16 protein-coding genes are annotated in these 23,489 nt (G+C 68.7%); 7 read left to right on the top strand and 9 right to left on the bottom strand.

Translation table 11 applies throughout. The features are described from left to right. Positions 1–4,139, bottom strand: a 4,139-nt coding sequence (locus tag ACFSL4_RS14805) for a type I polyketide synthase (RefSeq protein WP_381082593.1), incomplete at its 3' end; no start/stop codon positions are given. Between the two features lie 45 nt (positions 4,140–4,184). After that, positions 4,185–5,285, bottom strand: coding sequence for an NAD(P)-dependent alcohol dehydrogenase (locus tag ACFSL4_RS14800; protein ID WP_381082591.1), 1,101 nt, complete (start codon positions 5,283–5,285; stop codon positions 4,185–4,187). 271 nt (positions 5,286–5,556) lie between these two features. On the opposite strand from ACFSL4_RS14800, the gene ACFSL4_RS14795 reads away from it, so the two are divergent. From ACFSL4_RS14795 to ACFSL4_RS14780, 4 genes are read left to right on the top strand one after another with little or no spacing between them, the layout of a single operon-like run. After that, a complete protein-coding gene (locus tag ACFSL4_RS14795; RefSeq protein ID WP_381082589.1) occupies positions 5,557–6,339 on the top strand; it encodes a thioesterase II family protein in 783 nt (260 codons plus the stop codon). Between the two features lie 39 nt (positions 6,340–6,378). Further along, the gene (locus ACFSL4_RS14790; RefSeq protein WP_381082587.1) at positions 6,379–6,588 is read left to right on the top strand and encodes a DUF5988 family protein; all 210 of its coding nucleotides are present in this window, start codon (positions 6,379–6,381) and stop codon (positions 6,586–6,588) included. A gap of 22 nt (positions 6,589–6,610) precedes the next feature. Beyond that, positions 6,611–8,143, top strand: a complete 1,533-nt coding sequence (locus tag ACFSL4_RS14785; RefSeq protein WP_381082595.1) for an acyl-CoA carboxylase subunit beta — start codon at positions 6,611–6,613, stop codon at positions 8,141–8,143. Positions 8,144–8,180: 37 nt separating this feature from the next. Next, positions 8,181–8,657 carry an ester cyclase gene (locus ACFSL4_RS14780; protein ID WP_381082585.1) on the top strand — a complete coding sequence of 159 codons (477 nt, stop codon included), beginning with the start codon at positions 8,181–8,183 and terminating at the stop codon, positions 8,655–8,657. Positions 8,658–8,877: 220 nt separating this feature from the next. Here the strand turns inward: ACFSL4_RS14780 and ACFSL4_RS14775 are convergent, their stop codons facing one another. Beyond that, on the bottom strand, positions 8,878–10,020 hold the full coding sequence (locus tag ACFSL4_RS14775) for an acyltransferase family protein (protein ID WP_381082583.1): 1,143 nt from the start codon (positions 10,018–10,020) through the stop codon (positions 8,878–8,880). Between the two features lie 605 nt (positions 10,021–10,625). Here ACFSL4_RS14775 and ACFSL4_RS14770 point away from each other — a divergent pair. Further along, a complete protein-coding gene (locus ACFSL4_RS14770) occupies positions 10,626–12,992 on the top strand; it encodes a helix-turn-helix transcriptional regulator (RefSeq protein WP_381082581.1) in 2,367 nt (788 codons plus the stop codon). Between the two features lie 139 nt (positions 12,993–13,131). Beyond that, positions 13,132–14,499 (top strand): cytochrome P450, encoded by a 1,368-nt coding sequence (locus tag ACFSL4_RS14765; RefSeq protein ID WP_381082579.1) that lies wholly within the window; start codon positions 13,132–13,134, stop codon positions 14,497–14,499. 26 nt (positions 14,500–14,525) lie between these two features. Here ACFSL4_RS14765 and ACFSL4_RS14760 read toward each other — a convergent pair whose 3' ends face one another. The 3 genes from ACFSL4_RS14760 to ACFSL4_RS14750 form a co-directional block, all read right to left on the bottom strand. Next, positions 14,526–16,982: an ATP-binding protein gene (locus tag ACFSL4_RS14760; protein ID WP_381082577.1), complete on the bottom strand. Its 2,457-nt coding sequence runs from the start codon at positions 16,980–16,982 to the stop codon at positions 14,526–14,528. A 79-nt stretch (positions 16,983–17,061) separates the two neighbouring features. Beyond that, positions 17,062–18,765, bottom strand: coding sequence for a response regulator transcription factor (locus tag ACFSL4_RS14755; protein ID WP_381082575.1), 1,704 nt, complete (start codon positions 18,763–18,765; stop codon positions 17,062–17,064). Positions 18,766–18,842: 77 nt separating this feature from the next. Beyond that, positions 18,843–19,376 (bottom strand): TetR/AcrR family transcriptional regulator, encoded by a 534-nt coding sequence (locus ACFSL4_RS14750; RefSeq protein WP_381082574.1) that lies wholly within the window; start codon positions 19,374–19,376, stop codon positions 18,843–18,845. Between the two features lie 230 nt (positions 19,377–19,606). On the opposite strand from ACFSL4_RS14750, the gene ACFSL4_RS14745 reads away from it, so the two are divergent. Next, on the top strand, positions 19,607–21,061 hold the full coding sequence (locus ACFSL4_RS14745) for an MFS transporter (protein WP_381082572.1): 1,455 nt from the start codon (positions 19,607–19,609) through the stop codon (positions 21,059–21,061). A gap of 82 nt (positions 21,062–21,143) precedes the next feature. Here the strand turns inward: ACFSL4_RS14745 and ACFSL4_RS14740 are convergent, their stop codons facing one another. The 3 genes from ACFSL4_RS14740 to ACFSL4_RS14730 form a co-directional block, all read right to left on the bottom strand. Continuing rightward, positions 21,144–21,668, bottom strand: coding sequence for a pyridoxamine 5'-phosphate oxidase family protein (locus ACFSL4_RS14740; RefSeq protein ID WP_381082570.1), 525 nt, complete (start codon positions 21,666–21,668; stop codon positions 21,144–21,146). A gap of 404 nt (positions 21,669–22,072) precedes the next feature. Further along, positions 22,073–22,402: a hypothetical protein gene (locus tag ACFSL4_RS14735; protein ID WP_381082568.1), complete on the bottom strand. Its 330-nt coding sequence runs from the start codon at positions 22,400–22,402 to the stop codon at positions 22,073–22,075. Between the two features lie 200 nt (positions 22,403–22,602). Then, positions 22,603–22,995 (bottom strand): hypothetical protein, encoded by a 393-nt coding sequence (locus tag ACFSL4_RS14730; RefSeq protein WP_381082566.1) that lies wholly within the window; start codon positions 22,993–22,995, stop codon positions 22,603–22,605. Positions 22,996–23,489 lie beyond the last annotated feature (494 nt).

The following is a 23,489-nucleotide window of genomic DNA, read 5'->3' as shown; positions in this document are numbered from 1 at the left end:
CGTCCAACCTCCCGCCCCTGCCCATACGCCGCCAACAGCGCCTGCGCCTCGATCGGATCCCCCAGCTTCGTCCCCGTACCGTGCGCCTCCACCACATCCACATCCACCGCCGACAACCCAGCACTCGCCAGAGCCGCACGGATCACCCTCTGCTGCGACGGACCATTCGGCGCCGTCAACCCATTGCTCGCACCGTCCTGATTGACCGCACTCCCCCGCACCACCGCCAACACCCGATGCCCCAACCGCCGGGCATCCGACAACCGCTCAACCACCAGCACACCCACACCCTCGGCCCACCCCGTGCCATCCGCATCCGCCGAGAACGCCCGGCACCGCCCGTCCGCCGACAACCCCCGCTGCCGACTGAACTCCAGGAACATCCCGGGAGTCGCCATGACCGTCACACCGCCCGCGAGAGCGAGGGAGCACTCCCCCGCCCGCAGCGCCTGCACCGCCAAGTGCAGCGCGACCAGCGACGACGAGCACGCCGTGTCGACCGTGACCGCCGGCCCCTCCAGGCCGAAGGTGTAGGCGATCCGGCCGGACATCACGCTGGGGGTGGTTCCGGTGAGGAGATAGCCGGCGAAGCCGTCGGGGGCATCCTGGGCGCGGGGGCCGTAGTCGTGTGTGGTCGCGCCGACGTAGACGCCGGTGCGGCTGCCGCGCAGTGTCCCAACGTCGAGGCCCACGCGCTCCAGCGCCTCCCAGGAGGTCTCCAGCAGCAGCCGCTGCTGGGGGTCCATCGCCAGCGCCTCGCGCGGGGAGATACCGAAGAACCCGGCGTCGAACTCGGTCGCGTCGCGCAGGAAGCCACCCTCGCGGGCGTAGCTGGTGCCCCATTGCTCGGGGTCGGGGTCGTAGAGCTGCTCGACGTCCCAGCCGCGATCGGCGGGGAACTCCGAGATGGCGTCCGTCCCCTCGGCAACCAGCCGCCACAGGTCCTCGGGGGAGCGCACACCGCCCGGGTAGCGGCAGGCCATGCCGACGATCGCGACGGGCTCGTCCACGGCGATTGTGACGGCGGCGCCGAAGCCGGTCCGGGGATCCGGGGCGCCCGCCAGTTCGCCGAGGATGTGCTGTATCAGCCGCTCGGGCGTTGGGTGGTCGAAGACGACTCCGCCGGAGAAGGTCAGCCCGGTCGCGTCGTGCAGGGCCTCGGCGAGTTCGACGGACGTCATTGAGTCGAAGCCGAGTTCCTTGAAGGTCCGGGTCAGGTCGGTCGAGCCTGCCTCGGAGCGGCCGAGGGTGCCGGCGATCCGGTCGCGTACGAGGTTGCGCACCGCCACGGCACGGTCGTCGTCCGGCAGTTGGGCGAGCGGATGGCCGGTGGCGGCGAGCCGGTCGGCCGCGACGGAGGCGGCAGGCCGCTCACCGCGTCGACCCGCCGCGGGGCGCGCCACGTCGAGCCAGAACCGCTCCCGTTGGAAGGCATAGGTGGGCAGGTCGACCAGCAGACCGCTCAGCGCCGGCAGCTGCGCCGCGAGGTCGACCGGAACTCCGCGGGTGTGCAACTGGGCGAGAGCCGTGGCTGCGGTGAGGTTCTCGTCGCGGTCGCGCCGCATCACGGGCACGGCCGTGGCACCGGAGATCGCGGCCGGCACCAGAGCCGACAGGACGGCGTCGGGGCCGATCTCCATCAGGGTGCCGACATCCCGGGCGGCGAGGGTCCGCAGGGTGTCGTGGAAACGGACCGGCTCACGGACATGGCGTACCCAGTAGGCCGGATCGTGCAGTTCGTCGTCCTCGGCGATCCGACCGGTGAGGTTGGAGACGACCGGGATCGTGGTGTCGTGGCAGGCGGCCGTCTCGACGACCGCGCGGAAGGCGTCCAGCATCGGTTCCATGCGCGGGGAGTGGAAGGCATGGCTGACGGCCAGGCGCTTGGTCTTGCGGCCCTGCCGGGCAAAGCTCCCGGCGACGACGGTGACGGCGTCCTCGTCGCCGGAGATCACCACGGCATCGGGACCGTTGACCGCGGCGAGGGCCACCCGCTCCGAGCCGACGGCCCCGAGCGCCTCGCCGATCTCGGTCTCAGTGGCCTGGACGGCGGCCATGGTGCCGCCTGCGGGCAGCTCCTGCATCAACCGGCCCCGGGCGGCCACGATGCGGGCGGCGTCCTCAAGTGACCAGAGCCCGGCGGCGTGGACGGCCGCGAGTTCGCCGATGGAGTGTCCGGCGAGGACGTCGGGCCGTACCCCCCAGGAGCGGACCAGGCGGTAGAGGGCGGTCTCGACGGCGAACAAGGCCGGCTGTGCCCATGCGGTGCTGTCGAGCAGCCCGTCCGGACCGTGCAGCATCACTTCGCGCAGGCTGCCGTCGAGGAACGGGTCGAACGCCTCGCAGACCTCGTCGAAGGCGCGTGCGAACTCGGGATGGTCCGCGAGGAGCCGGCGTCCCATGCCGACGCGCTGGGCGCCTTGTCCGGTGAAGAGCAGGGCGAGGCCGGCGGCTGTGACCTCGCCGCGTACCGCTCCGGGCGTGGTGGTACCGGCGGCGAGCGCGGTGAGGGCGCGGCTGAGGGACGGCAGGTCGCCACCGACGGCGACCGCCCGGTGCGGGAACGTCTCCCGGGTGAGCAGCAGGGAGCGGGCGATGTCGGCCGGTGGGGGGCAGTCGTCGCGGGCCGCGAGGTCGAGCAGGTTCTGTGCCTGGGCGCGCAGGGCCGATGCGGAAGTGGCGGACAGCGGCCAGAACATGAGGGGCCGGGCGCCGTCGGCTGCCCCGGATGCGGAGGGCTCGGCGGGCCCCGCGTGGAGGTGGGTGCCGTCCTTCGGAGAGGGGGTGACGTCACCGGTGCGGGGGGCTTCTTGGATGACGACGTGGGCGTTGGTTCCGCCCATCCCGAAGGAACTGACGCCCGCGATGAGCGGTCGGTCCGGGTGCGGCCAGTGCGAAAGCCGCTGCTGGACGCGCAGGTTGAGGTGGTCGAGGGGGATGTCCGGGTTCGGTGTCTCGTAGTTGAGGCTGGCCGGGATCATCCGGTGTTTGAGGCAGAGGACGGTCTTGAGGAGTCCGGTGATGCCGGCGGCGCCGCTCAGGTGGCCGAGGTTGGTCTTCACGGATCCGACGGCCAGCGCGTCGCCCGAGGGGCGGGCCGCTCCGAGGACCGCGCCGAGCGCGGCTGCCTCCACGGGGTCCCCGGCCCTGGTGCCGGTGCCGTGCAGCTCCACGTACTGCACCGCGTCGAGCGGCACGGCTGCCTGTCGGTAGGCCTGCCGCAGGACGGCACTCTGGGCCTGCGGATCGGGGGTGGTCAGGCTGCGCCCGCCGCCGTCGTTGTTGGTGGCGCTGCCCCGGATGACGCAGTGGATGCGGTCACCGTCCGCGACGGCCTGCCTGAGGCTCTTCAGTACGACCGCTGCGCCGCCCTCGCCCGGGACATAGCCGTTGGCGCGGGCGTCGAAGGCGTAGCAGCGGCCGTCGGGGGAGATTCCGCCCCAGCGTGCGGCGAGGAGGGTGCTCTCGCCGAGCAGGTGCAGGTTGACGCCGCCCGCGAGGGCGAGCCGGGACTCGCCCCGGCGCAGGCTCTCGCAGGCGAGATGGACGGCGACCAGGGAGGAGGACTGGGCGGAGTCCAGGGTCAGGCTGGGACCGCGGAGCTTGAGGAAGTAGGAGAGCCGGTTGGCGACGAGGGCGCGCTGGGCGCCGGGCATGGCGTGGTGGGCGCCTGCTTCGAAAGCGGCGTCCTGGTGGAGGAGTCTGGCGTAGTCGTCCGCGTTGACTCCGACGAAGACCCCGACGTCGACGCCCCGCAGTGTGGAGGGACGGATGCGGGCGTCCTCCAGGGCCTCCCACCCGAGTTCCAGCATGAGGCGCTGCTGGGGGTCCATGCATTCCGCTTCGCGGGGGGTGATGCCGAAGAAACCGGCGTCGAAGTCGGCCATCCGGTCGAGGAAAGCTCCACGTTCGAGTCCCGCCGTGTTCCCGAGGCCGGGGAGGTCCGCCCAGTCGTCGGCCCGCCAGCGGTCCCGGGGCACGTCGGTGACGGCGTGCCGACCGTCGCTCAGCATGTCCCACAGTTGATCGGGTCCGTCGGCCTTCGGCAGGCGGCAGGAGATCCCGATGATCGCGACGGCGTCGTCGGGGACGTCTGCCGTCCGGAGTTTCTCGGCTGTGACGTGACCTGCTTCGCGCATCGTCGCTCCCCGTTCGGAATTGGGCGGCAGTCCGGCTGGTGGATTTCAGTGCAGGAGAATCGGCTTGACCGTCACTCCGTTTTCGGAGTCCTTGACGGCGGCCGAGATCTCGTCGAAGGCGTAGGTCCGCACGAGTTTTTCGAAGGGAAATCGTCCGGCGGCGTGGAGATCCATGAGCTGTGGAATGAACAGGGCGGGAACGATGTCGCCCTCGATGACGCCGTGCACGGTGCGCCCCATCAGCTGGGTGAAGTTCAGGGACACGTCCTGTCCGCTGCCGGCCGAGCCGGCGATCGCCGCGACACCGGACATGGTCAGCGAGTCGACCGCGCTGCGGGCCGTCTGCGGCAGACCGACGGCATCGAGGGCGAAGTCCACTCCGCCGCCGGTGGCCCGGACGAGGTCGCCCGCGATGTCGGGGGCGTCGGCGTCCAGGAGGTGGGTGGCCCCCAGCTCGGCGGCGAGATCAAGCCGCCCGCGGTGCAGATCTACGGCGTAGATGGGGTCGCAGCCCGCGATCTTGGCGGCCATGATCCCGGCGAGGCCGACCGCGCCGGCGCCGAACACGGCGATGGACGCGCCGGGTCGGGGTGCGAGCACGTTGAGGACGGTTCCCGCGCCGGCCTGGAGTCCGCAGCCGAGCGGGCCGGCGAGCCGCAGGTCCAGATCGTCCCGGACCTTGATCACCGACCGCTGGGGGACGACGACGTGTCCGGCGAAGGAGGACTGCCCGAAGAAGTGGCCGTTGAGTTCAGCGCCGTCCCCGTCGTGGTAGGCGGTGCTGCCGTCCGTTCGGCGGCCGCGCAGGTTCAGCGGGCCCCAGTACGCGCAGTGCATGGGGTGCGCCGAGCGGCAGTTGCGGCAGCGCCCGCAGCTGAGCGGGGCCAGGACGACCCGTTCGCCGACCGCGCAGGTGTCGACGCCGACACCGACCGCCTCGACGATGCCGCTGCCTTCGTGCCCCAGGACGGCCGGCAGCGCGGGGGGCAGCACCTGGTCGCGGACCAGCAGGTCGGTGTGGCAGACGCCGCTGGCGACGATCCGTACCCGGACCTCGTCGGGACGCAGTTCGTCGGCAACCGATATCTCTTCGATCCGGAAATCCCCCGCTCTGTCGCGAAGGACAGCGGCCCGAGTAGTAACCATCCACCCTCTCCCCTGCCAGGCAATGCGTTCTCCGAGACTCCGTCGCCGGTCCGCGGTCCACAACCCCTAGAAAACCGGTACCGCCACGGACGAAGAAACGGGGAGCGGCCGCCCCCTAGAAATCCACTATCCGCGGGTAAGGCGGTCCGCCGGTAAGCCGTCGATACCGCCGCTCTCTTTCCGGATATTTAGGGGTTGTTGGATCGGACGGCCGCTGCGAGATTCGTGAAATCAGTGATGCGCCGAGAGGAAGGGCACAGGCGTCCCCACGATGAGCAACGTCAGGACGGACAGCGATTGGATCCGCCGGTACCACCCGTCCGAGAAGGCCGCGATCCGTCTGGTCTGCTTTCCGCACGCGGGGGGTTCCGCCAGCTACTTCCGTGGTATCTCGGCAGCGCTGGCACCGGAGGTCGAGGGGCTCGCGGTCCAGTACCCGGGCCGGCAGGACCGCAGGAACGAGCCGCCGCTACGCAGCATCGAAGAACTCGCCCGGGGTGCCGCGGCGGCGATCGCCCCGTGGGCGGACCGCCCGCTGGCCCTGTTCGGGCACAGTATGGGGGCGATGGTGGCGTTCGAGATTTCCGCGTCACTCGCCCGCGACGGCATCGCCCCTTCCGTGCTCTTCCTCTCCGGGCGCCGGGCCCCCTCCCGGGTGCGTGAGGAGAACGTACGGCTTCGCGACGACGCGGGAATCATGTCGGAGCTACGTCGACTCGGCGGCACGGATGACGCGTTGATGGAGGACGAGGAACTCCGGCAGATGGTTCTGCCCGCGCTCCGCGCCGACTACCACGCCGTGGAGACCTACCGCCCACGTCCCGGCACCGTACTCGACTGCCCGATCGTCGCCCTCGTGGGCGACACGGATCCCCGGACCACCGTCGATGAGGCCCGTGCCTGGTCCGAGCACACGACCGGCCCCTTCGACCTGAAGGTCTTCCAGGGCGGCCACTTCTATCTGAACGCACAGGTCCCGGCGGTGCTCGACGTGGTGCGTACGCGGCTGCACTCGCTGGGGTCGCGCGTCGCCTCGCCCGAGACCGCCGCATAGCCGACAACTCGTTCTCTCTCTCACGCGGAGGTGCCCACGATGGCCCAGATCAAGGTTCTCCTGGTAGGCGGCCCGTCCTACTTCCCCGACGAGGAGCGCATTCAGTTCACGGCCTCGCTCACGGAGAAGATCAGGCACCGGTTCGGGGCGGGCTATGAGCACTTCGTCCACCAGGGCGACTTCACGACGCTCGACAACGAGAAGCTGGCGGTGTTCCAGTGGACCGCGCGCACCGCCATCGCGGAGTGAGCGCCGGGTGACCTCCAGCAGTCTGGCCGGGTTGCGCGAGATCCGTGCGCGGGCCCTGGCCGGCCCGAGCGAGAAGGCGACGGAGGCACAGCACGCCAAGGGCAAGCTCACCGCGCGGGAGCGGATCGAACTGCTCCTGGACGCCGGTTCCTTCCAGGAGGTCGAGCAGCTGCGCCGGCACCGGGCGACCGGGTTCGGCCTGGAGTCCAAGAAGCCGTACACGGACGGTGTGATCACCGGCTGGGGCACGGTGGAGGGCCGCACGGTCTTCGTCTACGCGCATGACTTCCGCATCTTCGGCGGCTCGCTGGGCGAGGCCCACGCCACGAAGATCCACAAGATCATGGACATGGCCATCGCGGCCGGAGCCCCGCTGGTGTCGTTGAACGACGGCGCGGGCGCGCGCATCCAGGAGGGCGTCAGCGCCCTCGCCGGCTACGGCGGCATCTTCCAGCGCAACACCAAGGCCTCCGGTGTCATCCCGCAGATCAGCGTGATGCTCGGCCCCTGCGCCGGCGGCGCCGCCTACAGCCCCGCCCTGACGGACTTCGTGTTCATGGTCCGCGAGACCTCGCAGATGTTCATCACCGGCCCGGACGTGGTCAAGGCGGTGACGGGCGAGGAGATCACGCAGAACGGTCTGGGCGGCGCGGACGTGCACGCGGAGACGTCCGGCGTCTGCCACTTCGCCTACACCGACGAGGAGACGTGCCTCGCCGAGGTACGCTACCTGATCTCGCTGCTGCCGCAGAACAACCGGGAGAACCCGCCGCGGGTGGAGTGCACGGACCCGGTGGACCGGCGTTCGGACGCCCTGCTCGACCTGGTCCCGGCGGACGGCAAACGGCCGTACGACATGGCGAAGTTGATCGAGGAGATCGTCGACGACGGCGAGTATCTCGAGGTCCACGAGCGCTGGGCTCGCAACATCATCTGCGCCCTGGCCCGCCTCGACGGCCAGGTCGCCGGCATCATCGCCAACCAGCCACGGACGCTGGCGGGAGTACTGGACATCGAGGCCTCCGAAAAAGCCGCGCGTTTTGTGCAGATGTGCGATGCCTTCAACATCCCCCTGGTCACCCTGCTGGACGTACCGGGCTTCCTGCCCGGCGTCGGCCAGGAACACGGTGGAATCATCCGCCACGGCGCGAAGCTCCTGTACGCCTACTGCAACGCGACCGTTCCGCGGATCTCCCTGATCCTGCGCAAGGCGTACGGAGGTGCCTACATCGTCATGGACAGCCAGTCCATCGGCGCGGACCTCACCTTCGCCTGGCCGACCAACGAGATCGCCGTGATGGGCGCCGAAGGTGCCGCCAACGTCATCTTCCGGCGTCAGATCGCCGAGGCTGAGGACCCCGAGGCCATGCGGGACCGCATGGTCAAGGAGTACAAGTCCGAACTGATGCACCCCTACTACGCCGCGGAGCGCGGCCTGGTCGACGACGTCATCGACCCGGCGGAGACCCGCGAGGTCCTCATCAGATCCCTGGCCATGCTCCAGTCGAAGCACGCCGACCTGCCCTCCCGCAAGCACGGCAACCCCCCGCAGTGACACTGCTCGCCCCACCACAAAGCAGAGAGGTTTCGCCATGGCGGACGACGCGATATCGGGCAAGGCACACATGGCCGAACCGGGCGCCGAAGAGCAGGTCCCCGATCCGGCAGAGGTGGTCCGCAGGGTCGTCGCGTGTTTCAACGTCGGGGAGTTCGACCCCTCGCTCTTCGCCGCGGACGTGGTGGACCACGTGGCCCCGCCCGGAACACCCCCTGGCCCGGCGGGCTGGCGCCATAAGTGGGAGTCCATGCGAGCGGCCTTTTCCGATCTGCGGTCCACCATCGAGGAGACCGTCGTCAGCGGTGACCTGGTGTGCAATCGTCACACCGTCCGGGGGACGCATACGGGCGACTTCATGGGCGTGCCGGGCACGGGCCGCACGTTCGAGGTGCTGGCGCTGGACATGCTGCGGGTGCGCGATGGACAGATCGTCGAGCACTGGGCGGTGAACGACGTGTTGTCGCTGGCCGCCCAGTTGGGACTGGACCTGCTGGGGCCGGGCAGCGACTGACGCGGACGCGCACATCGTGGTGCCCCGGTCTCGACGTCCGTCGCGACCGGGGCACCTCGCCGAGCGGGAAGTTCCTGCAGATCGCCAGGCGTACCCGACGCCCGACCTGCCATGCGCGCTGTGGCTCCGCCCGGACGGCCGACGATTCCTGCCACGGACATCGAAGCGCCAGTCAGTCCATGGGCCGGACCCCCGAGCGGTGCCACAGCAATCCTCGCCCTCAGTCCAGATTGAGTTCCGGTTGCTCCTGTCGGACCGCTGCGGGCATCCTCTCGGCCGGTTGGCCGGGGACGCCCGGCCGTTCGGCCCTCGGCCTGCTCCACCGCCGCATGGCGGGCATCTCGACCCCTTCATGCAGCAGCCAGGCGGCGATCAGTGCCACGACGAACCCGGCGGCCCACAACCCGAGCGCGGCAGGGGTGCTCCACGTCTCGACGGGTCCGATGACACGGTGCCCGTAGTGCAGCACCAGCCAGTGCACCATGTAGAAGGCGAAGGAGATCTCGCCGAGCCGCACCATCACCTTGCTGCGCAGGCCCCAGGTGGTGGTGGAGCGGCGGTCCGCCTCCGCCGCGGCCGGGACGAGAAGGGCCAGCGGGATGATGCTGGCCGCGGCGAAGGAGTAGAACATCGGGACCTTCACGACGACGTAGTAGTCGCACACCGCCAGGATCGCCGCGGGGGCGAAGCCCAGGTTGATCCAGCGGCCGGTCAGCACGATGCGCGCCATCAGAATGCCCACCACGAACTCGAAGAGGTGGGCCAGCGGGAAGACCTTCATGAACCACGAGCCGTAGAAGGTGACGTTGTAGCCGGGGATCACGGGCTGCTGAGGCAGCAGCGAGGTGACGAGCGGGGTGCACATCACGACGGCGACGGCGACGATCGCCGCGGGCCACAGCAGGGCCGGCCGTATCTTGCGGACGAGCCAGATGATCAGCGGAAAGGCGAGGTAGAAGAGCGCCTCGCAACACAGCGACCAGGACGGCGCGTTCAGGCTGACCATCGTGTCCGACCAGGGGAACCATGCGTGCAGCAGGAAGAGATTGAGCGTCGCCACGTGCCAGTTCAGTACGAGTCCGGGGGACTTGACCGTGGCCAGCAGGACGAGTGCCATCGCCCAGGTGACGACGTGCAGCGGGTAGATCTTGGCCAGCCGTCGCCGCCAGAAGCCCCGTACGGTGTCATGGGGTCTCGCCGACCAGGTCAGCACGAAGCCGCTGAGGACGAAGAAGAACGAGACGCCGTACCTGCCGCCGGGCTCCAGAACGCGATGTGTCCAGGAGGCGACCCCCTGATCGCTGAAGATGGATTCGATCGACGCGTGCGTAAAGAAGACCAGTAAGGCAGCGATAAAGCGCATTCCGGTCAGCGACGGGAGACGTGCGCCTGGTGGCCTCTGATTGTTTTCAAGCATGCCGGATGGCCTCCGAGTCAGATATGGCAGCCTTGACCGATCTGCGCTGGAAAACACATTACTTTATGGCTGGATCGATGCGGCCCCTAAGAATCCACAGGGAAAACGGAGGCAAAAATTCCACCTTGCTGACGGAAAATGCGCCGACCACACGACCGGACAGTGCAGGGCATGCCGTAACGCGGCCCGCGTTACGGCATGAGACTTCCCCAATGGGGGGTGGTGGTAGTTGCAGGGAGTGGGCAACGATCAGTCACGGAACTACAGTGATCAACTGTTCGATCACGGAGGCCCCGGACCCGACCGACTCTGCAGGGACGAGGCCGGCACCATGAGGGGGCAGGTGGAGAAAAGCCCGCCCAACATTTTCCGCGCCGATGACGCCGCGCACCGCTAAGGCAAGAGACGATTACCAAGCGGGAGAATCCGTGGAACACTTGGAAAGGGTAACCGAATTCAACATTCTCAGCTCCCTCCTGGACAATGCCACGCAAGGCGATGGAGGCATCGTGATTGTGCTCGGCCCTCAGGGATCGGGCAGGACGACGCTCATGTCGGCTGTCGCGAAGACGGCAATCTCCCGTGGTTTCGAGGTGGAGACAATTACATTCCCGCACCTCTCGAAGCCCCTTCCGCTGGAATCCCCGGTCCGGCCCGGCACGGTACCTCGGCTGCTCTGCGTCGACGACGTGCAGGACGCGGACGTCGCATCGCTGCGGGCGATGACCGGGTTCGCACGGAACATACCGTCGCAACCGGTGCTCCTCGTTCTCGGGGAGAGATCCACACTGCACCACACGCACCGGCGGGAACTCGCCGAACTCGCCGGCCGGCCGTACTGCCGCACCCTGCACATGGAGCAGCTGCCCCCCACCGCGGTCGTACGCATGGCTGCCCAGCAGTTCGGGCTGACGCTGAGCAGCAGCACCACCGCCGAGCTGATGCAGCTGGCCGGCGACAACCTGTCCCTGCTCAAGGCGCTGCTCGCCGACTACCAGCGGCTGCGGGAGGGGGGCGCCGTCGCCCCCTCGGTCCCCCAGGTACCGGGCGCGTGCTACCGCGAGGCGGTTCTGAGCTGCTACAACCGCAGCACCGCGGAGGTCCGGGAGGCGGCCCAGGCCATCGCCGTCCTCGACGAGTACAGCACGGCGCGCAGCCTGGCCGAGGTGGTCGGCACGACCCCGGAGAACGCCGCCCGGACGCTGACCGTTCTCGCTTCGGCCGGGTTGGTGGCCAACAGCCGTTTCCGGCACCCGGTGGCCGCCCAGGCGATCCTGTCCTCAATCCCGTTGCAGCAGGGCTCCGCATTACGCCGTCGGGCGGCCACCGTGCTGCGGACGATGGGGGTGCAGGCGGTCAAGGTGGCACGGGTTCTGATCGCGGCAGACCACACCGACGCCTCCTGGACCGACTTCCTGGCCCAGGAGGCCGCTGCCCAGGCGCTGGCACTCAGCGACCGGGAGCTGGCGGTCAAGACCCTGTGGTTGGCGGTGCGTGGCATGCCGGACGGCGCAAGGCGCGCAGAGACCCTGAGCCATATCGCCGAGATCCAGTCGGCCAGCAACCCCGAGCACTGCGCACAGTGCCTGCACGAAGCGCGTGCGCTGATCGGCGCCGACGCGTTGTGGCAGAAGCAGTCCTCCCTGCTCAGCGAGCAGATGGCGCGGCGAGGCATGGCGGCGGAGGCAGTCGCCGAGCTAGAGGCGCTGGCCGGTCGGCTCGATTCGCGGCAGCTGTCGGCGCATGCCGAACTGGAAGCCGATCGCCTCCTCCTCTGCGGTGACTACCCGGCACTCACCCGTACGTCGTCGGTACGTCTGGACGACCCCGTCAGGATTACCGCGTTCAGCGCCGCCTCCAACCGGTTCGCGGCGGTCTGGCCCCTGGTGCGGATGCTGACGAGCGAACAGCCGGATCCTGCCGCCGCCGAAGCCGCGTCCAAGGCGTTGTACGCCTCCTCCTTCACCGAGAACTCCGCGCCGGCCGTGCTTGCCGCCCTCTCCGCGCTCCTGTACGCGAAGGAGTGGACGCTCGTCCATTCCCTCACGGACAAGCTGGTGGACGAGGCCGCGGTGCGACGCGCACCCGTATGGCAGGCCCGGTTTCTCGCGATACGAGCCGAGGCGTCGCTGGGCGAAGGGCGGTACTCCCACGCGGCCGCAGCCTCCGAGGAGGCCATGGCCATGCTGCCCACACCGTCCTGGGGCGCCCGGTTCGGCGGCCCGCTGGCCTCGCTCCTGCTCGCCCGGGTCATGACCAGCGAACTCTCGGACGCCAGGAGACGGTCGGCGCAGCCTCTGCCCACCGCCTCGTTGGACACCCGGCACGGACTGAGATTCCTGTACGCCCGCGGTCAGGTCAACCTGGCGGAGGGCCGGGCCGAAGCGGCGCTCGCGGACTTCCTCACCTGCGGGCGGCTCATGGTTGCCTGGGGCGTCGACCACGAGCACATCCTGCCGTGGCGGCTCGCGGCGGCCGGTGCCCAGCTGCTGCGGGGCGACCAGGAGGCCGCGGTGGACCTTGTCGACGAGCGAAACACCCGGCTGGAGATACCCGGCCAGCCGATGAGCGCCGACGAGGGCTACCGCTCGGCGCGTGAGCAGCTGTACGACGTACTGGCCCGGGCCGTGGAGTGCGGCGAACTCGTCGAGTCCATCAGGACCCTGACCCTGAACGAGACGGCTCCGCCCAGCGCGAGGCCCGCTCGTTACCGGATAGAGGACCGGTTCTCCCGCTACCTCAACAAGCTCACCTTCTCCGAGCGCAAGGTGGCCATGCTGGCGGCGACCGGCAGCAGCAATCGTGTCATCGCCCGCTCGCTGTCGCTGAGCATCAGCACGGTCGAACAGCACCTCACCCACACCTACAAGAAGCTCGGTGTCGCGGGACGGCAGCAACTGCGCGCCATGATCGGCTGAGCCGCGCCTCGCCGCACGAACACACCACGATCCTACGGGCCGAAACTGCGCCCGCCGCACGACAACCAAGGGTTCCGCCTCTTGCCGCAGCGTGGCGTCATGGACGGAATTCCCCTGCCACACGAAGGAGATCGACGGCATGCAGACTTCCGTCAAAGACGGAGCGTGGACGGTGGGAGCGGCTCCCGGAGCACTGCCAGTGCTCGGTCATTCGCGCCAACTGCGTCAAGACCCGCTGGGTTTCCTCAGTTCCCTGTACGAGTACGGCGACATCGTCGCGATCCGCATGGGGCCCACACCGCTCAACGTTCTGTGCCGCCACGACCTCGCGCACCATCTGCTGGTCGAGCGCTCCAAGGACTTCGGCCGGGGCGGTCCCTTCCTCGAGAGGTCCCGCACGATCATGGGCAACGGCCTGGCCACGTCGACCGGGCCGGAGCACATGCGGCAGCGTCGAATGTCACAGCCTGCCTTCCACTCCCAGCACATCAAGTCGTACATGCAGGTCATGCAGGAGGAAGCGGACGCCATGGCCGGCGGCTGGCGGCCGAGTCAGGAAGTCGACATCGTCAAGGAGATGCACGATCTCACCACCCGGGTGACGCTGCGCTGCTTCTTCACCATGTCGACCAGCGGGTCCGAGTCGGCCGGGACCGTCAACCAGGCCGCGGACTCGCTGGACCGGCTGACGGCCGGAATGTACAAGCAGATGACAGCGCCCCTGGCGATCCTCGGGAAGCTGCCCACCGCCGCGAACCGGAAATACCAGGAGGCGGTGCGCCAGTTCGACGAGACGGTCGACAGGATCATCGCCGACCAGCGCAGCACCACGACCCGCGACGACCTGCTCGGTCTGCTGATGTCGGCCCGGGACGAGGAAACCGGTGCCACGTTCAGCGACGAGGAACTGCACGACCAGGTCATCACCTTCCTGGCCGCCGGAATCGACACCACCGCCAACACCCTCGCCTGGGCTCTGGGTCTGATCTCGCAGTATCCGGACGTGCAGCAGAAGTTCCAGGCCGAGATCGACTCCCTGCTCGCCGGCGAGGACGTGTCGTACGACAGCATCCGCTCGCTGACGTACATCAACGCGATCCTGGACGAGACGCTGCGCCTCTACCCTCCCCTGTGGATGCTGACCCGCCGGGCGCTGCGCGACACCACGCTGGGCCCGCACCGCTTCCCGGAGGGTACCCAGTTCGCGGTCAGCCCGTACGCCCTCCAGCGCGACCCCCGCGTGTTCGAGGAGCCCGAGCTGTTCGACCCCGAGCGGCGCAAGCGGCAGCCCGACATTCCGCGTAGCTCGTTCATCCCGTTCGGGGCGGGCGTGCACAAGTGCATCGGCGACGCGTTCGCCATCACCGAGTCCACCATCGCACTCGCCACGATCGGGCGGCGCTGGCACCTGCGCCTCGCGCCGGAGAGCAACCCGCTCAAGCCGCAGACGGAGATGACGCTGGGCCCCGCGTCGGTGCGCGTGACCCTCGTTCCCCGGGCGGCGTGAGCCGCCGCACCCGCCCCGCGGCGGCGCTACCCACGCAGCACGGTCCTGGCCCAGGCGGCGACCTGAGCCCGTGACTCGATGTTCAGTTCGCTGCGCAGACGAGCCAGGTGGGTGGCCACCGTCCGCGGGGACACGCCCAGCCGATTGGCGATCTGGCTGTTCGTAAGCCCTTCCGCCACGAACAGCGCGATGTCCAGTTTCCTCGCGGACAGCACACCGGTGCGTTGCTCCTCCGCGGTCTCGTGCGGCCAGGTCGCGTCCAGCGCGAAGGCCCGCGCGAGCCGCGGGGAGAGGGTGACCGCCACCCTTCGGATCCGCTGCACCTCAGCCGGGTGCTGCCGGCCCACGAACGCCTGTAACTGCCGCTCCACTTCGTCGTCCAGCCACATCTGCTCGGTCACCCCGCCCTGTTCACGCATGGCACGGGCCAGCTCCGCGAGCCGCAGCGCCCGCAGCCGGTCCCCGTCGGCCACGACGGCCGCGGCCAGCCGGCTGAGCGGCCGGTGCAGCAGCCCGGCGTCGTCCGGCAGCCTGCGCAGCAGCTCTTCGGCATGGGCCGCGGCCCTGGCGGACTCTCCCGCGGCCAGGGCGATGTCGGTCGCGACGTCGAAAGCCTGTACGGCACCCGCCTCGTCGTACTCGGGCAGGGACCCCAGCACGCCTGAGATCGTCCGGGAGGCCTGGTCCAGGTCGCCCGCGGCCATGCTCGTGACGGCCAGATGCTCAAGACAGGCCGCTTCGTCGAGGACACCGCCGTACTCCCGCACGATGGCCAGGGCCTGATGCGCCCTGGTCTCCGCAGCCGCGTGCTGCCCGATCCGACGCAGGCAGGAGGCCAGGGCGAGAAGCGCGCGGGCCCGTACGGTCCGGTACTCGCACTCACGCCGGCCATGGGTGCCATCAGCGGTGTGACCCTCCCCCATCAGCTCGGCCGCGCGCGAGGCGTAGGTGACCGCGTCGATCAGGAAGCCACCGGCCAGTCTGGCCTCGGCGAGTTCCGTCATCAGGACCGAACGGTCGGCGCAGTCGGCCGCCATGTGCAGGGCGCGCTCCCCCAGCCGTCCGATCAGGGCGTGCTCACCCCTGGCCCGCAGCGCCCTGGTGAGTGCGGCGACCAGCACCACGTGCCGCTCGTCGTCGGCGCGGGCCGTCCACTCGACGGCGCTGAGGAGGTGCTGGTGCACCTGGCAGACCCTGGACAGCAGTTCCCGCGGCACGGTGATGCGCTCCACCACCGGTCGGCACAGGTCCACCAGCCAGTCGATCAGCCGGTCGCGGGTGGTCTCCGCCTCCCCGGCCTCCTCCAGCAGCTCACCCGCGTATCTGCGTACCGAACCGTACTGGCGCAGCTCCGTCCCGTTCGGCGAGTCCACCGTCGCCACCAGCAGGGACTTGGCCCGAAGCTGGGTGAGGAGTTGTGCACTGTGCTGGGTGGACGGCGCGTCCTGGCCGCAGACCGCCATGGCCAGGTCCAGGTCGAACGGCCCGGAAAGCACCGACAGCCGACGGAACACGGCCTGCTCGGCGGCGCTCAGCCGGTCGTAACTGGAAGCGAACGCCGACAGGAAACTACTGTGCCGGTCGCTCGCGGTGCGGCTTCCGACGGTCAGTACCTTCGCCGACTGCCGGACGCGGGTCAACAGCTCGGTGACCGTCAACAGGCCGACCCAGTGGGCGGCGAACTCGATCAGTAGGGGCAGTCCGTCCAACTCGACGCAGAGTTCGGCGACGGCGGCAGCGTTGTCGTGGCTCAGTGCGAAGTTCGGGTTCCCCGACGAGGCGCGCTCCACGAAGAGTTGGCCCGCCTCGGAACGCAGCAGCGCCTTGGGAGTGCTCGCGGTCAGCGCAGGCAGGGACAGCGGGTCGAGCCCGAGCACGGTCTCGCAGGGGATGCGGAACGCCTCCCGGCTGGTCGCCAGTATCCGCAGCCCCGGGCAGCGGGACAACAGCGATTCCAGAAAACAGGCGTAACGTTCCACCACCGCTTCGCAGTTGTCGAGTACCAGCAGCACCTGCTGAGCGCCGAGTGCCGCGAACAGCGACCGCTCGTCATCGTGGTCCGTCCCAGGGGCGAGTGCCGTGGTCAGGAGGTCCGGAAACCGCTCGGTGCCGCCTCGTCCGTCCAGGTCGAGCCAGACCACCGCCGCGCCGTCGCCGGACGACGCCTCGACGTGCTGCATGGCGAGCCGGCTCTTGCCCACGCCCGGTGCCCCGGTCACCGTCAGAAGCCGCTTGCCGGACAGGGTCCTGAGACGCTCCAGCTCCCTGGCCCGGCCGGTGAACTTGTCCAGCCGGGCGGGAAAGGTGGTGGCGCCGATCGGCCGCGGGTGAGCGGTCGACCGCTCCGTGACGGCCAGTCTGCGCCGGTAGGCCCGCTGCCGGCACGCGTTGGAGCAGTACTGCTTGTGTGTTCTGGTGCGCCGGGTGGACGGTACGACGATACGGGATTCACAGATGACGCAGTAGATTGCCGATACTCCCAACGGTCGCGCTCCTCTCCGTCTGTTCCCTTCGTGGTACGGCGGTCGTCCAGGAACGGTGCTCCCACTGCACGGACGAGGACTACATCTGCAGCACGGCGCCTCCGGAGAAAGGGCCGTCCCCCGCCGACGAGACCGTCTCCTGGGTCGGCTCGGCGATCACGTGACGCGGTACGCCGCAGGGGCTCTGGGCGGCCACCCAGGCGGCGAGCTGGGTGCGTGAGTGGATGCCGAGTTTGGCGTAGATCCTCTTCGTGTGGGATGCCACGGTGCTCTCGGCTATCTGCAGGTGATCGGCGATCCGACGGTTGCTCAGCCCCTGGGCGATCAGCATCGCGATCTCGTGCTCCCGCCTGGTCAGGGCCGACGGTTCCGGGACCGACAGCCGGTCTGCGCTGCCCAGCGCATAGCTGATGAGCTGCTGGTCGGTGCACGCCTGGGCGGTCTGCCGGATGTCATCGGCCTCTTCAGCCGTCAGGTGCCCGGTCGCGACGAGGCGCGCGTCCGCGAGCTTTCGTTCCCACCACTGGGGGACACGTGTCGACTCGCCCGCTCCGCTGCGAAACCTCTCGTAGGCGGTCAGCAGCATCAGGCAGCGGCTCGGCTGTCCGCGGAGCAGCGCGACGAGGGCAAGGCCGCCGATGGGATAGAAGCAGCTCGGGCCGGAGGAGTTGAAAATACCGACCGCCGTCCGCATGTGGTCCTCGGCGGCGTCCAGGGCGCCCGCGGCGAGATCACTGGCTCCCGCCACGAAGCGGTAGCTGGCGTACTGGAACGGCTCGGCCTGCCGTTCGAAGGACGGAGTGGTGACGGATATCGCGGCGCACGCTTCGGCGTTCTCGCCGACGCCGAGCAGGAACCAGGCGTAGATGTGCGAGCACAGGGAGAGGCTGAAGTCGTCGTTCAGCTGCCTCGCCAGAGCGATGGACTCCTCGAAGCACCCGCGCGCCGAGTCGTCGTCCTCCAGCCGGACATAGACGCAGGCGAGCGACGTGAGCGCGCGGACCAGCACAGAGCCCGTGCCTGCGGCCCGGGCCGCGACCACCGCGTCCAGGACGACGGCCAGATACTCGTCCGACTGGTCGTCCTGGTGAGTGAACCACAGCCCCCACAACAGCAGGTCGCTGCGGTAAGGCGACCGCGAGCTGCGGCGCAACGCCCTGTCGACGAGGCGTCGGCCGGCCTCCTGCCGACCGTTGTGCAGCCAGAGGTTGGCCAGCAGAACCACCATCAGGTCATGCCGGTCGTCGTGACGCGTACGCCAGGTCCACTCGACGGTCCGTACGAGATAGTCCACTCGGTCGGCAAACCATTCGTTCTGCTCGCGGGAGAGCATGTAGGCGTGGGTCAGCCAGCGGACGTGGTCCCACATCCAGTCCACCAGGCGGCTGTTGGCGGCGACCATCTCTCCGCATTCCGCAAGACGTGCGGCGCCGTACTCGACCGTGGTCTCGGGCCATCTGAACCGGCTCTTCTCGGAGTCGCTGCGCACCCGTTGGATCAGTCCTCCGGACTCCAGCACGTCCAACGCACCGACCACGTCCAACGCGCCGAGTCGGCTGTCGTGGCAGACCACGACAGCCGACTCGGCGTCGAATTCGGCGCCCAGCACCGATATTCTCCTGAACACCGCACGTTCGTCCGGTGTGAGGTGCTGGTAGTGCTGGTCGAGCGGAGATCTCGCGTGGTGGCCGGTCAGGGCCCGGGCTTCCGAGTCGTCGGCCGCCGAGTGCACATCCCAACGACGGGCTGCTTGGACGCCGCCGCTCGCGCTCGCGTACTCCATCCGTCCTTCCCCCGCTTTCTGTGTGAGCGGCTCCGTAGATACCGCTCCACTAGTGATGTCCGCTCGCGCTCAGCGGATCACAGGTCCCGCAACGGATCCTCGCGGGTTCGCAGTCCGTCCAGCAGCAGATGCAGCAGCCGGTCGGCATGTTCCTCCCTGTCCGGCGCCCGCTCTGCGGCTACCGCGATGGCGTGGGTGAACGTGATCAGGTCCGAGACCTCCAGGTCCGGGTGGAACGAGCCGTCCTCCTTAACCCGCTCCAGTAGGGGGGTAGCCGCCGCGTCGAGTGTTTCCCGGCAGTAGCGGAACAGTTCGGAGCCGCCGTCCTTGTTGTCCGCGGCGAGCGCCGCAGCGAGCCCGCGCCGCATCGTCAGCCCGATGAGGCTGCGAAGCCAGACGACGATGCCTTTGACCGGCGACTCGGCCGCGAGGAGGCTTTCGGCCTCCTCGCACAGCGCATCGATCCGTCCCCAGAACACCGCCGCCAGCAGGGCGTCGCGGCTGGCGAAGTGACGGTAGAGCGTGCCAGAGCCGAGCCCGGCCCGGCGGACGACGTCGTCCAGCGGCACCTCCGTGCCCCGTTCGTCGAACAAGTCGTCCGCCGCGGCCACCAGACGGTCGTAGTTCCGCCGGGCATCCATCCTGGTCGGGCGAGAGGGCAGGCTCGGCGGAGCCGGTCTCGAGTGCTGCATCAAGCCTCCATATTGCAATGCGGAGAGTATCCCCCGTATCGTGCTCGCTACACCCGGAGAGAACTCCCCGCTTTTTCGGCCGGGCACTCCGACCTGAACAGGCCGTCATCCGTTCGCGAGCATCGGCTCGCCGAAGGAGGCTCTGAACCTTGTCCAGCATCGCACCCCCCGGCCAGGACGCGAAGACCCCCGCGCACCGCGGCGCCATCCTGACCGTCATCCTCTGCGTCCAACTCCTCAGCGCCATCGACATCACCGTCATGAACATGGCCCTGCCAAAGATCCAGCACGCCCTGGACGTCTCCCCCACCGGGCTGTCCTGGGTGCTCAACGCCTACACCCTGGTGTACGGCGGATTCCTGCTGCTCGGCGGGCGCATGGGCGACATCCTCGGCAACCGCAGGGCGCTGATGACCGGCGTCGCGATCTTCACGCTGGCCTCCTTCGCCGGAGGCTGCGCCCAGGAGACCTGGTGGCTGCTCACGGCCCGGGCCTTGCAGGGCCTAGGCGCAGCTCTGGCACTGCCGTCCACCCTGGCGCTCATCGTGAGGACGTTCACCGGCCAGGAGGAACGCACCAAGGCCCTCGGCATCTCCGTCATGGCCTCCGGCATCGGCTCCACCGGCGGTCTGCTCCTCGGCGGCGTCCTGACGGACGTCGCCTCGTGGCGGTGGGTGCTGTTCATCAACGTGCCCATCGGTATCGCGGTGCTCATCCTGACACCGCGGCTGATCCCTGCGGCCGAACCCCAAGGCGGCCGGTTCGACGGAGCCGGCGCGCTGCTCGGCACCGCGGGCATGAGCGCGCTGGTGTACGGCTTCGTCCACGCCGCCGACAAGGGCTGGTCCAACGCGCTCACGGTGGGTTCCTTCGTCGCGGGCCTCGTACTGCTCGGCCTGCTCGTGCTGGTCGAGTCCCGGCACCCGCAACCGGTCCTGAACCTGGGCCTATTCACCCACCGCAACCGAGCCGGCGGCTTCCTCGTCTTCGTCTGCTCCGGCGGCGCGATGTTCGGCATGTTCTTCTTCCTGACCCAGTTCGTGCAGAACGTACTCGACATGAATCCGATCGAGGCGGGATTCGCGTTCCTGCCGATGTCCCTCGGCATGGTCGTGGTGCCGAGGACGCTGACCCCAAAGATCGTCAAGCGTTACAGCCCGAAGACCTCCATGACGACCGGATTGCTGATGGTCGCCGCCGCAATGGTGTGGCTGACACAGATCTCGGCGTCGACCGGGTACTTCAGCGGCATCATGCTCCCGATGCTCCTGGCTGGAGCCGGTGTCGGCCTGCTCAACGCGCCGCTCGCCGCGACCATCCTCGCGGACGTCCCACCGAAGGAGGCAGGCGGTGCGTCGGGCGCTTTGCAGACGGTCGGCATGATCGGTGGTTCGATCGGTACCGCGGTCCTGGTCACGATCTTCGGCAACGCCCTACGCGGACACGGCGGCGGGACGACCAAGGCAGCTTTGGCGGACAGCATCGCGACTACGTGCGTGGGCGGGCTGGCGTTCGCGGTCGTGGGGCTGTTCCTGGTACTGGCCGTCATCCGCACACCCAAACCAAAGCCGGCCAACCAACGACAGGCCGTCGGCGCCGCCTGAGGAACACGAAAAGGAGGGAGTCGGGAAGCGGAGGTAAATCCGTTTCCCAACTCCCTCTTCCCGCCAGAATCGTCCGGTCAACTCAGTCAGATTCCGGGAAGACCCAGCGCGTCGCCGTGTTGAAAAACGGCGCATTCCACCCCAACACCTTGGTAGGCGTAACCTTGAAACCGGGACCGCCATACCCTTCTAGGGTGAAAACACCCTCGTCGGTGGCGACCGTTTCGTGACTGAAGTGCTCCCGATAATTGTCCGATATAACCTGGAGCTTGTCTTTTCCGTACAGCCTTTCACATCGGCCTTCTACGATGACCACCTCGTCACCGCTCTCGGTGTGTACGGTGACATTGTTGTCCGCCTCCATGTACTCCACGGAGCGATTCGTCGTCGAGAACCACAGACCGCCCTGGATCCAGAACCCCCAGACGGGCCGGGTGTGCGGACGACCGTCCAGGGCCTTGGTGGTCAGCCAGAAGTTCTTCGACTCCCGCAGCCGTTTGTGCGCCCACTCCCAGTCCAGTTGCGGCCCGGTGGCCGTGTAGCTGAATATCCAGGCAGGCTCCGTGACCGGCTCACGGTCCACACGCAGCAACTCCGGGTTAGTCATCGGAATTGCCACCTCCATTCCGTCTAGGCAGGGACGCGTCACGTTCGTCCGTCTCCACGCTAGCGGCGCGGCTGGCGGCTACAACCCCTAAGAAGCCACAGTGCGACGCCATCCCCGTACGGTTTTCCGTCTCTGAATCCGGATGGCTTTCGCCCGGCAGCTCGAAAAGCTACGATGGCGGAGCTCCATCGGATTTCCGCGGCGCAACATTTGGCCAAAGCGGTCATCCGTCCCAGCGCCGACTCGCAGGTTTCACTCCTGCCGTATGAGTCGGTCGGTCGCCGCGTTCACGGCCGCCCCGGCGGCGCGGCACCAGAGCGGTGCGGGAAGGACAGGGCCATCCCCCGAGCCCTCTCCTTCCCGCACCACGCCACTTGCCGAAACACAGCGGTCGTCGGCCGCGCTCAGTCGTCGCGGTCGACCCACTCCAAAGCCATCGCGCGAACAACGTCGAGGGCCGAGGTGTCAGCGCCGGTATCGTCGTATGCGGCGGCAAGTTGGAGAAAAGCCGCCGCGAATCCGCCGATCAGCAGAGCGATCCGGTCCTGTGCCCCATCTAGGGTGATCGCCGCGGCCTCCTCCGCCGATACCCCCGCAGGCAACTCTCCGTCAAAACGGGCGAGCTCGTCCATCAGCAGCGACAGCCGATCCTGCTCACCGTCCCACGGCTCGTCGGGCATCAGGGTAAGCGCCAGGATTCCCGCGACCAGCCGCCAGATATCGCTCTTCTTCATGCACAGCATGGTGCCCGACCCGCCCCCTCGTGCGGCAACAGCCGCATTGCCCGCTGCGTCCACCACCAGGACAAGGAGTGCATCAGGCGGGAGTGGCCTCGAATGGGTCAATTGGCCCCACAGGAACGCTTCTGGCCCCAGGCAGCGATCTTGTAGGCTCGTCGCGAACGAGTCGATTGGCCCCTGTGACTTTGATCGAGTCAGCCGACGGCGTTTCCCGATCCAGCCGTTGTCAGTGCTGGCTGGGAGGATGGGTCTGCTGCAGCGGAAATATCGTCGCTCTTGGCATGGAAGGTGTTGACGGCCAGGCACCAAGACCCGCTGGTGACAAGGGCATGGTCGACGGCCAGGTAGCCGGCGATGAGGAGCCCAAGGTCGGCGTTGCGGATCGTCGTTTCGATGCGGCGGGTGGCCTGGGCGAGGGTGCGTTCGTAGACGACGCTGCGGATGCCAACGCGGAGGTCGTCCTGGAGGGGGCGACGGCCAACCGGGGCGTTCGGCGCACGGGTTGAAGCGCCGACGGACAGCCGGCGCCGGACGGATAGACGGGCGTGACGAACTGCATGGGCCTCCCGATCGATGCAGGGGAACACGCGCCGCCGCCCACAGGCGGACGGGGGCGTGCCGGCCGAGGTGGGCAGGAGGACACGGAGCGCGCGGAGGCAGCGCACGCGGACCGGCCCGGTCTGCCCCGGCGGACCGAGGAGGTTCACAGGGGCACCGGGCGGACAGCGGGCCAAGGGACGCGCGCAGGGCTGCCGAGCGGTCCCGTGGCGGCCCTCTGCAGATGCGACTTCACCGTCCCACGGGGGTTCAGTCCGGCGCGTCACGCGACACCCGGGAGGGAATCATTGGCGGTGTCTCGATATGCCGCCCGAGCAATGTCCCCCATCCCGACCCGGGCACGGCTCGCTGGAGGACGCACCATCGGTGCTCAAGTTCAGCCAGAGCGGGCCAGCAAGAAGACACCTCGTACATATACTTTCGAGTACATCAGATCCGAGATGTCCGCTACAGAGCGACACTGGACCACATTTGAGAGGGCAGTACGTGACGTGATGTCCGTTTCGGGCTTTCGGGTGGGGCT

The organism is Streptomyces caeni (assembly GCF_042678285.1).
Classification (GTDB): domain Bacteria; phylum Actinomycetota; class Actinomycetes; order Streptomycetales; family Streptomycetaceae; genus Streptomyces; species Streptomyces caeni.
This window is presented reverse-complemented; position numbering and strand designations above follow the sequence as displayed.

Coding starts and splice junctions, on each gene's coding strand:
- ACFSL4_RS14800 (WP_381082591.1), bottom strand. CDS start 5,285: ATGGTTACTACTCGGGCCGCTGTCCTTCGCGACAGAGCGGGGGATTTC.
- ACFSL4_RS14795 (WP_381082589.1), top strand. CDS start 5,557: ATGAGCAACGTCAGGACGGACAGCGATTGGATCCGCCGGTACCACCCG.
- ACFSL4_RS14790 (WP_381082587.1), top strand. CDS start 6,379: ATGGCCCAGATCAAGGTTCTCCTGGTAGGCGGCCCGTCCTACTTCCCC.
- ACFSL4_RS14780 (WP_381082585.1), top strand. CDS start 8,181: ATGGCGGACGACGCGATATCGGGCAAGGCACACATGGCCGAACCGGGC.
- ACFSL4_RS14775 (WP_381082583.1), bottom strand. CDS start 10,020: ATGCGCTTTATCGCTGCCTTACTGGTCTTCTTTACGCACGCGTCGATC.
- ACFSL4_RS14770 (WP_381082581.1), top strand. CDS start 10,626: ATGTCGGCTGTCGCGAAGACGGCAATCTCCCGTGGTTTCGAGGTGGAG.
- ACFSL4_RS14765 (WP_381082579.1), top strand. CDS start 13,132: ATGCAGACTTCCGTCAAAGACGGAGCGTGGACGGTGGGAGCGGCTCCC.
- ACFSL4_RS14755 (WP_381082575.1), bottom strand. CDS start 18,765: ATGGAGTACGCGAGCGCGAGCGGCGGCGTCCAAGCAGCCCGTCGTTGG.
- ACFSL4_RS14740 (WP_381082570.1), bottom strand. CDS start 21,668: ATGACTAACCCGGAGTTGCTGCGTGTGGACCGTGAGCCGGTCACGGAG.
- ACFSL4_RS14735 (WP_381082568.1), bottom strand. CDS start 22,402: ATGAAGAAGAGCGATATCTGGCGGCTGGTCGCGGGAATCCTGGCGCTT.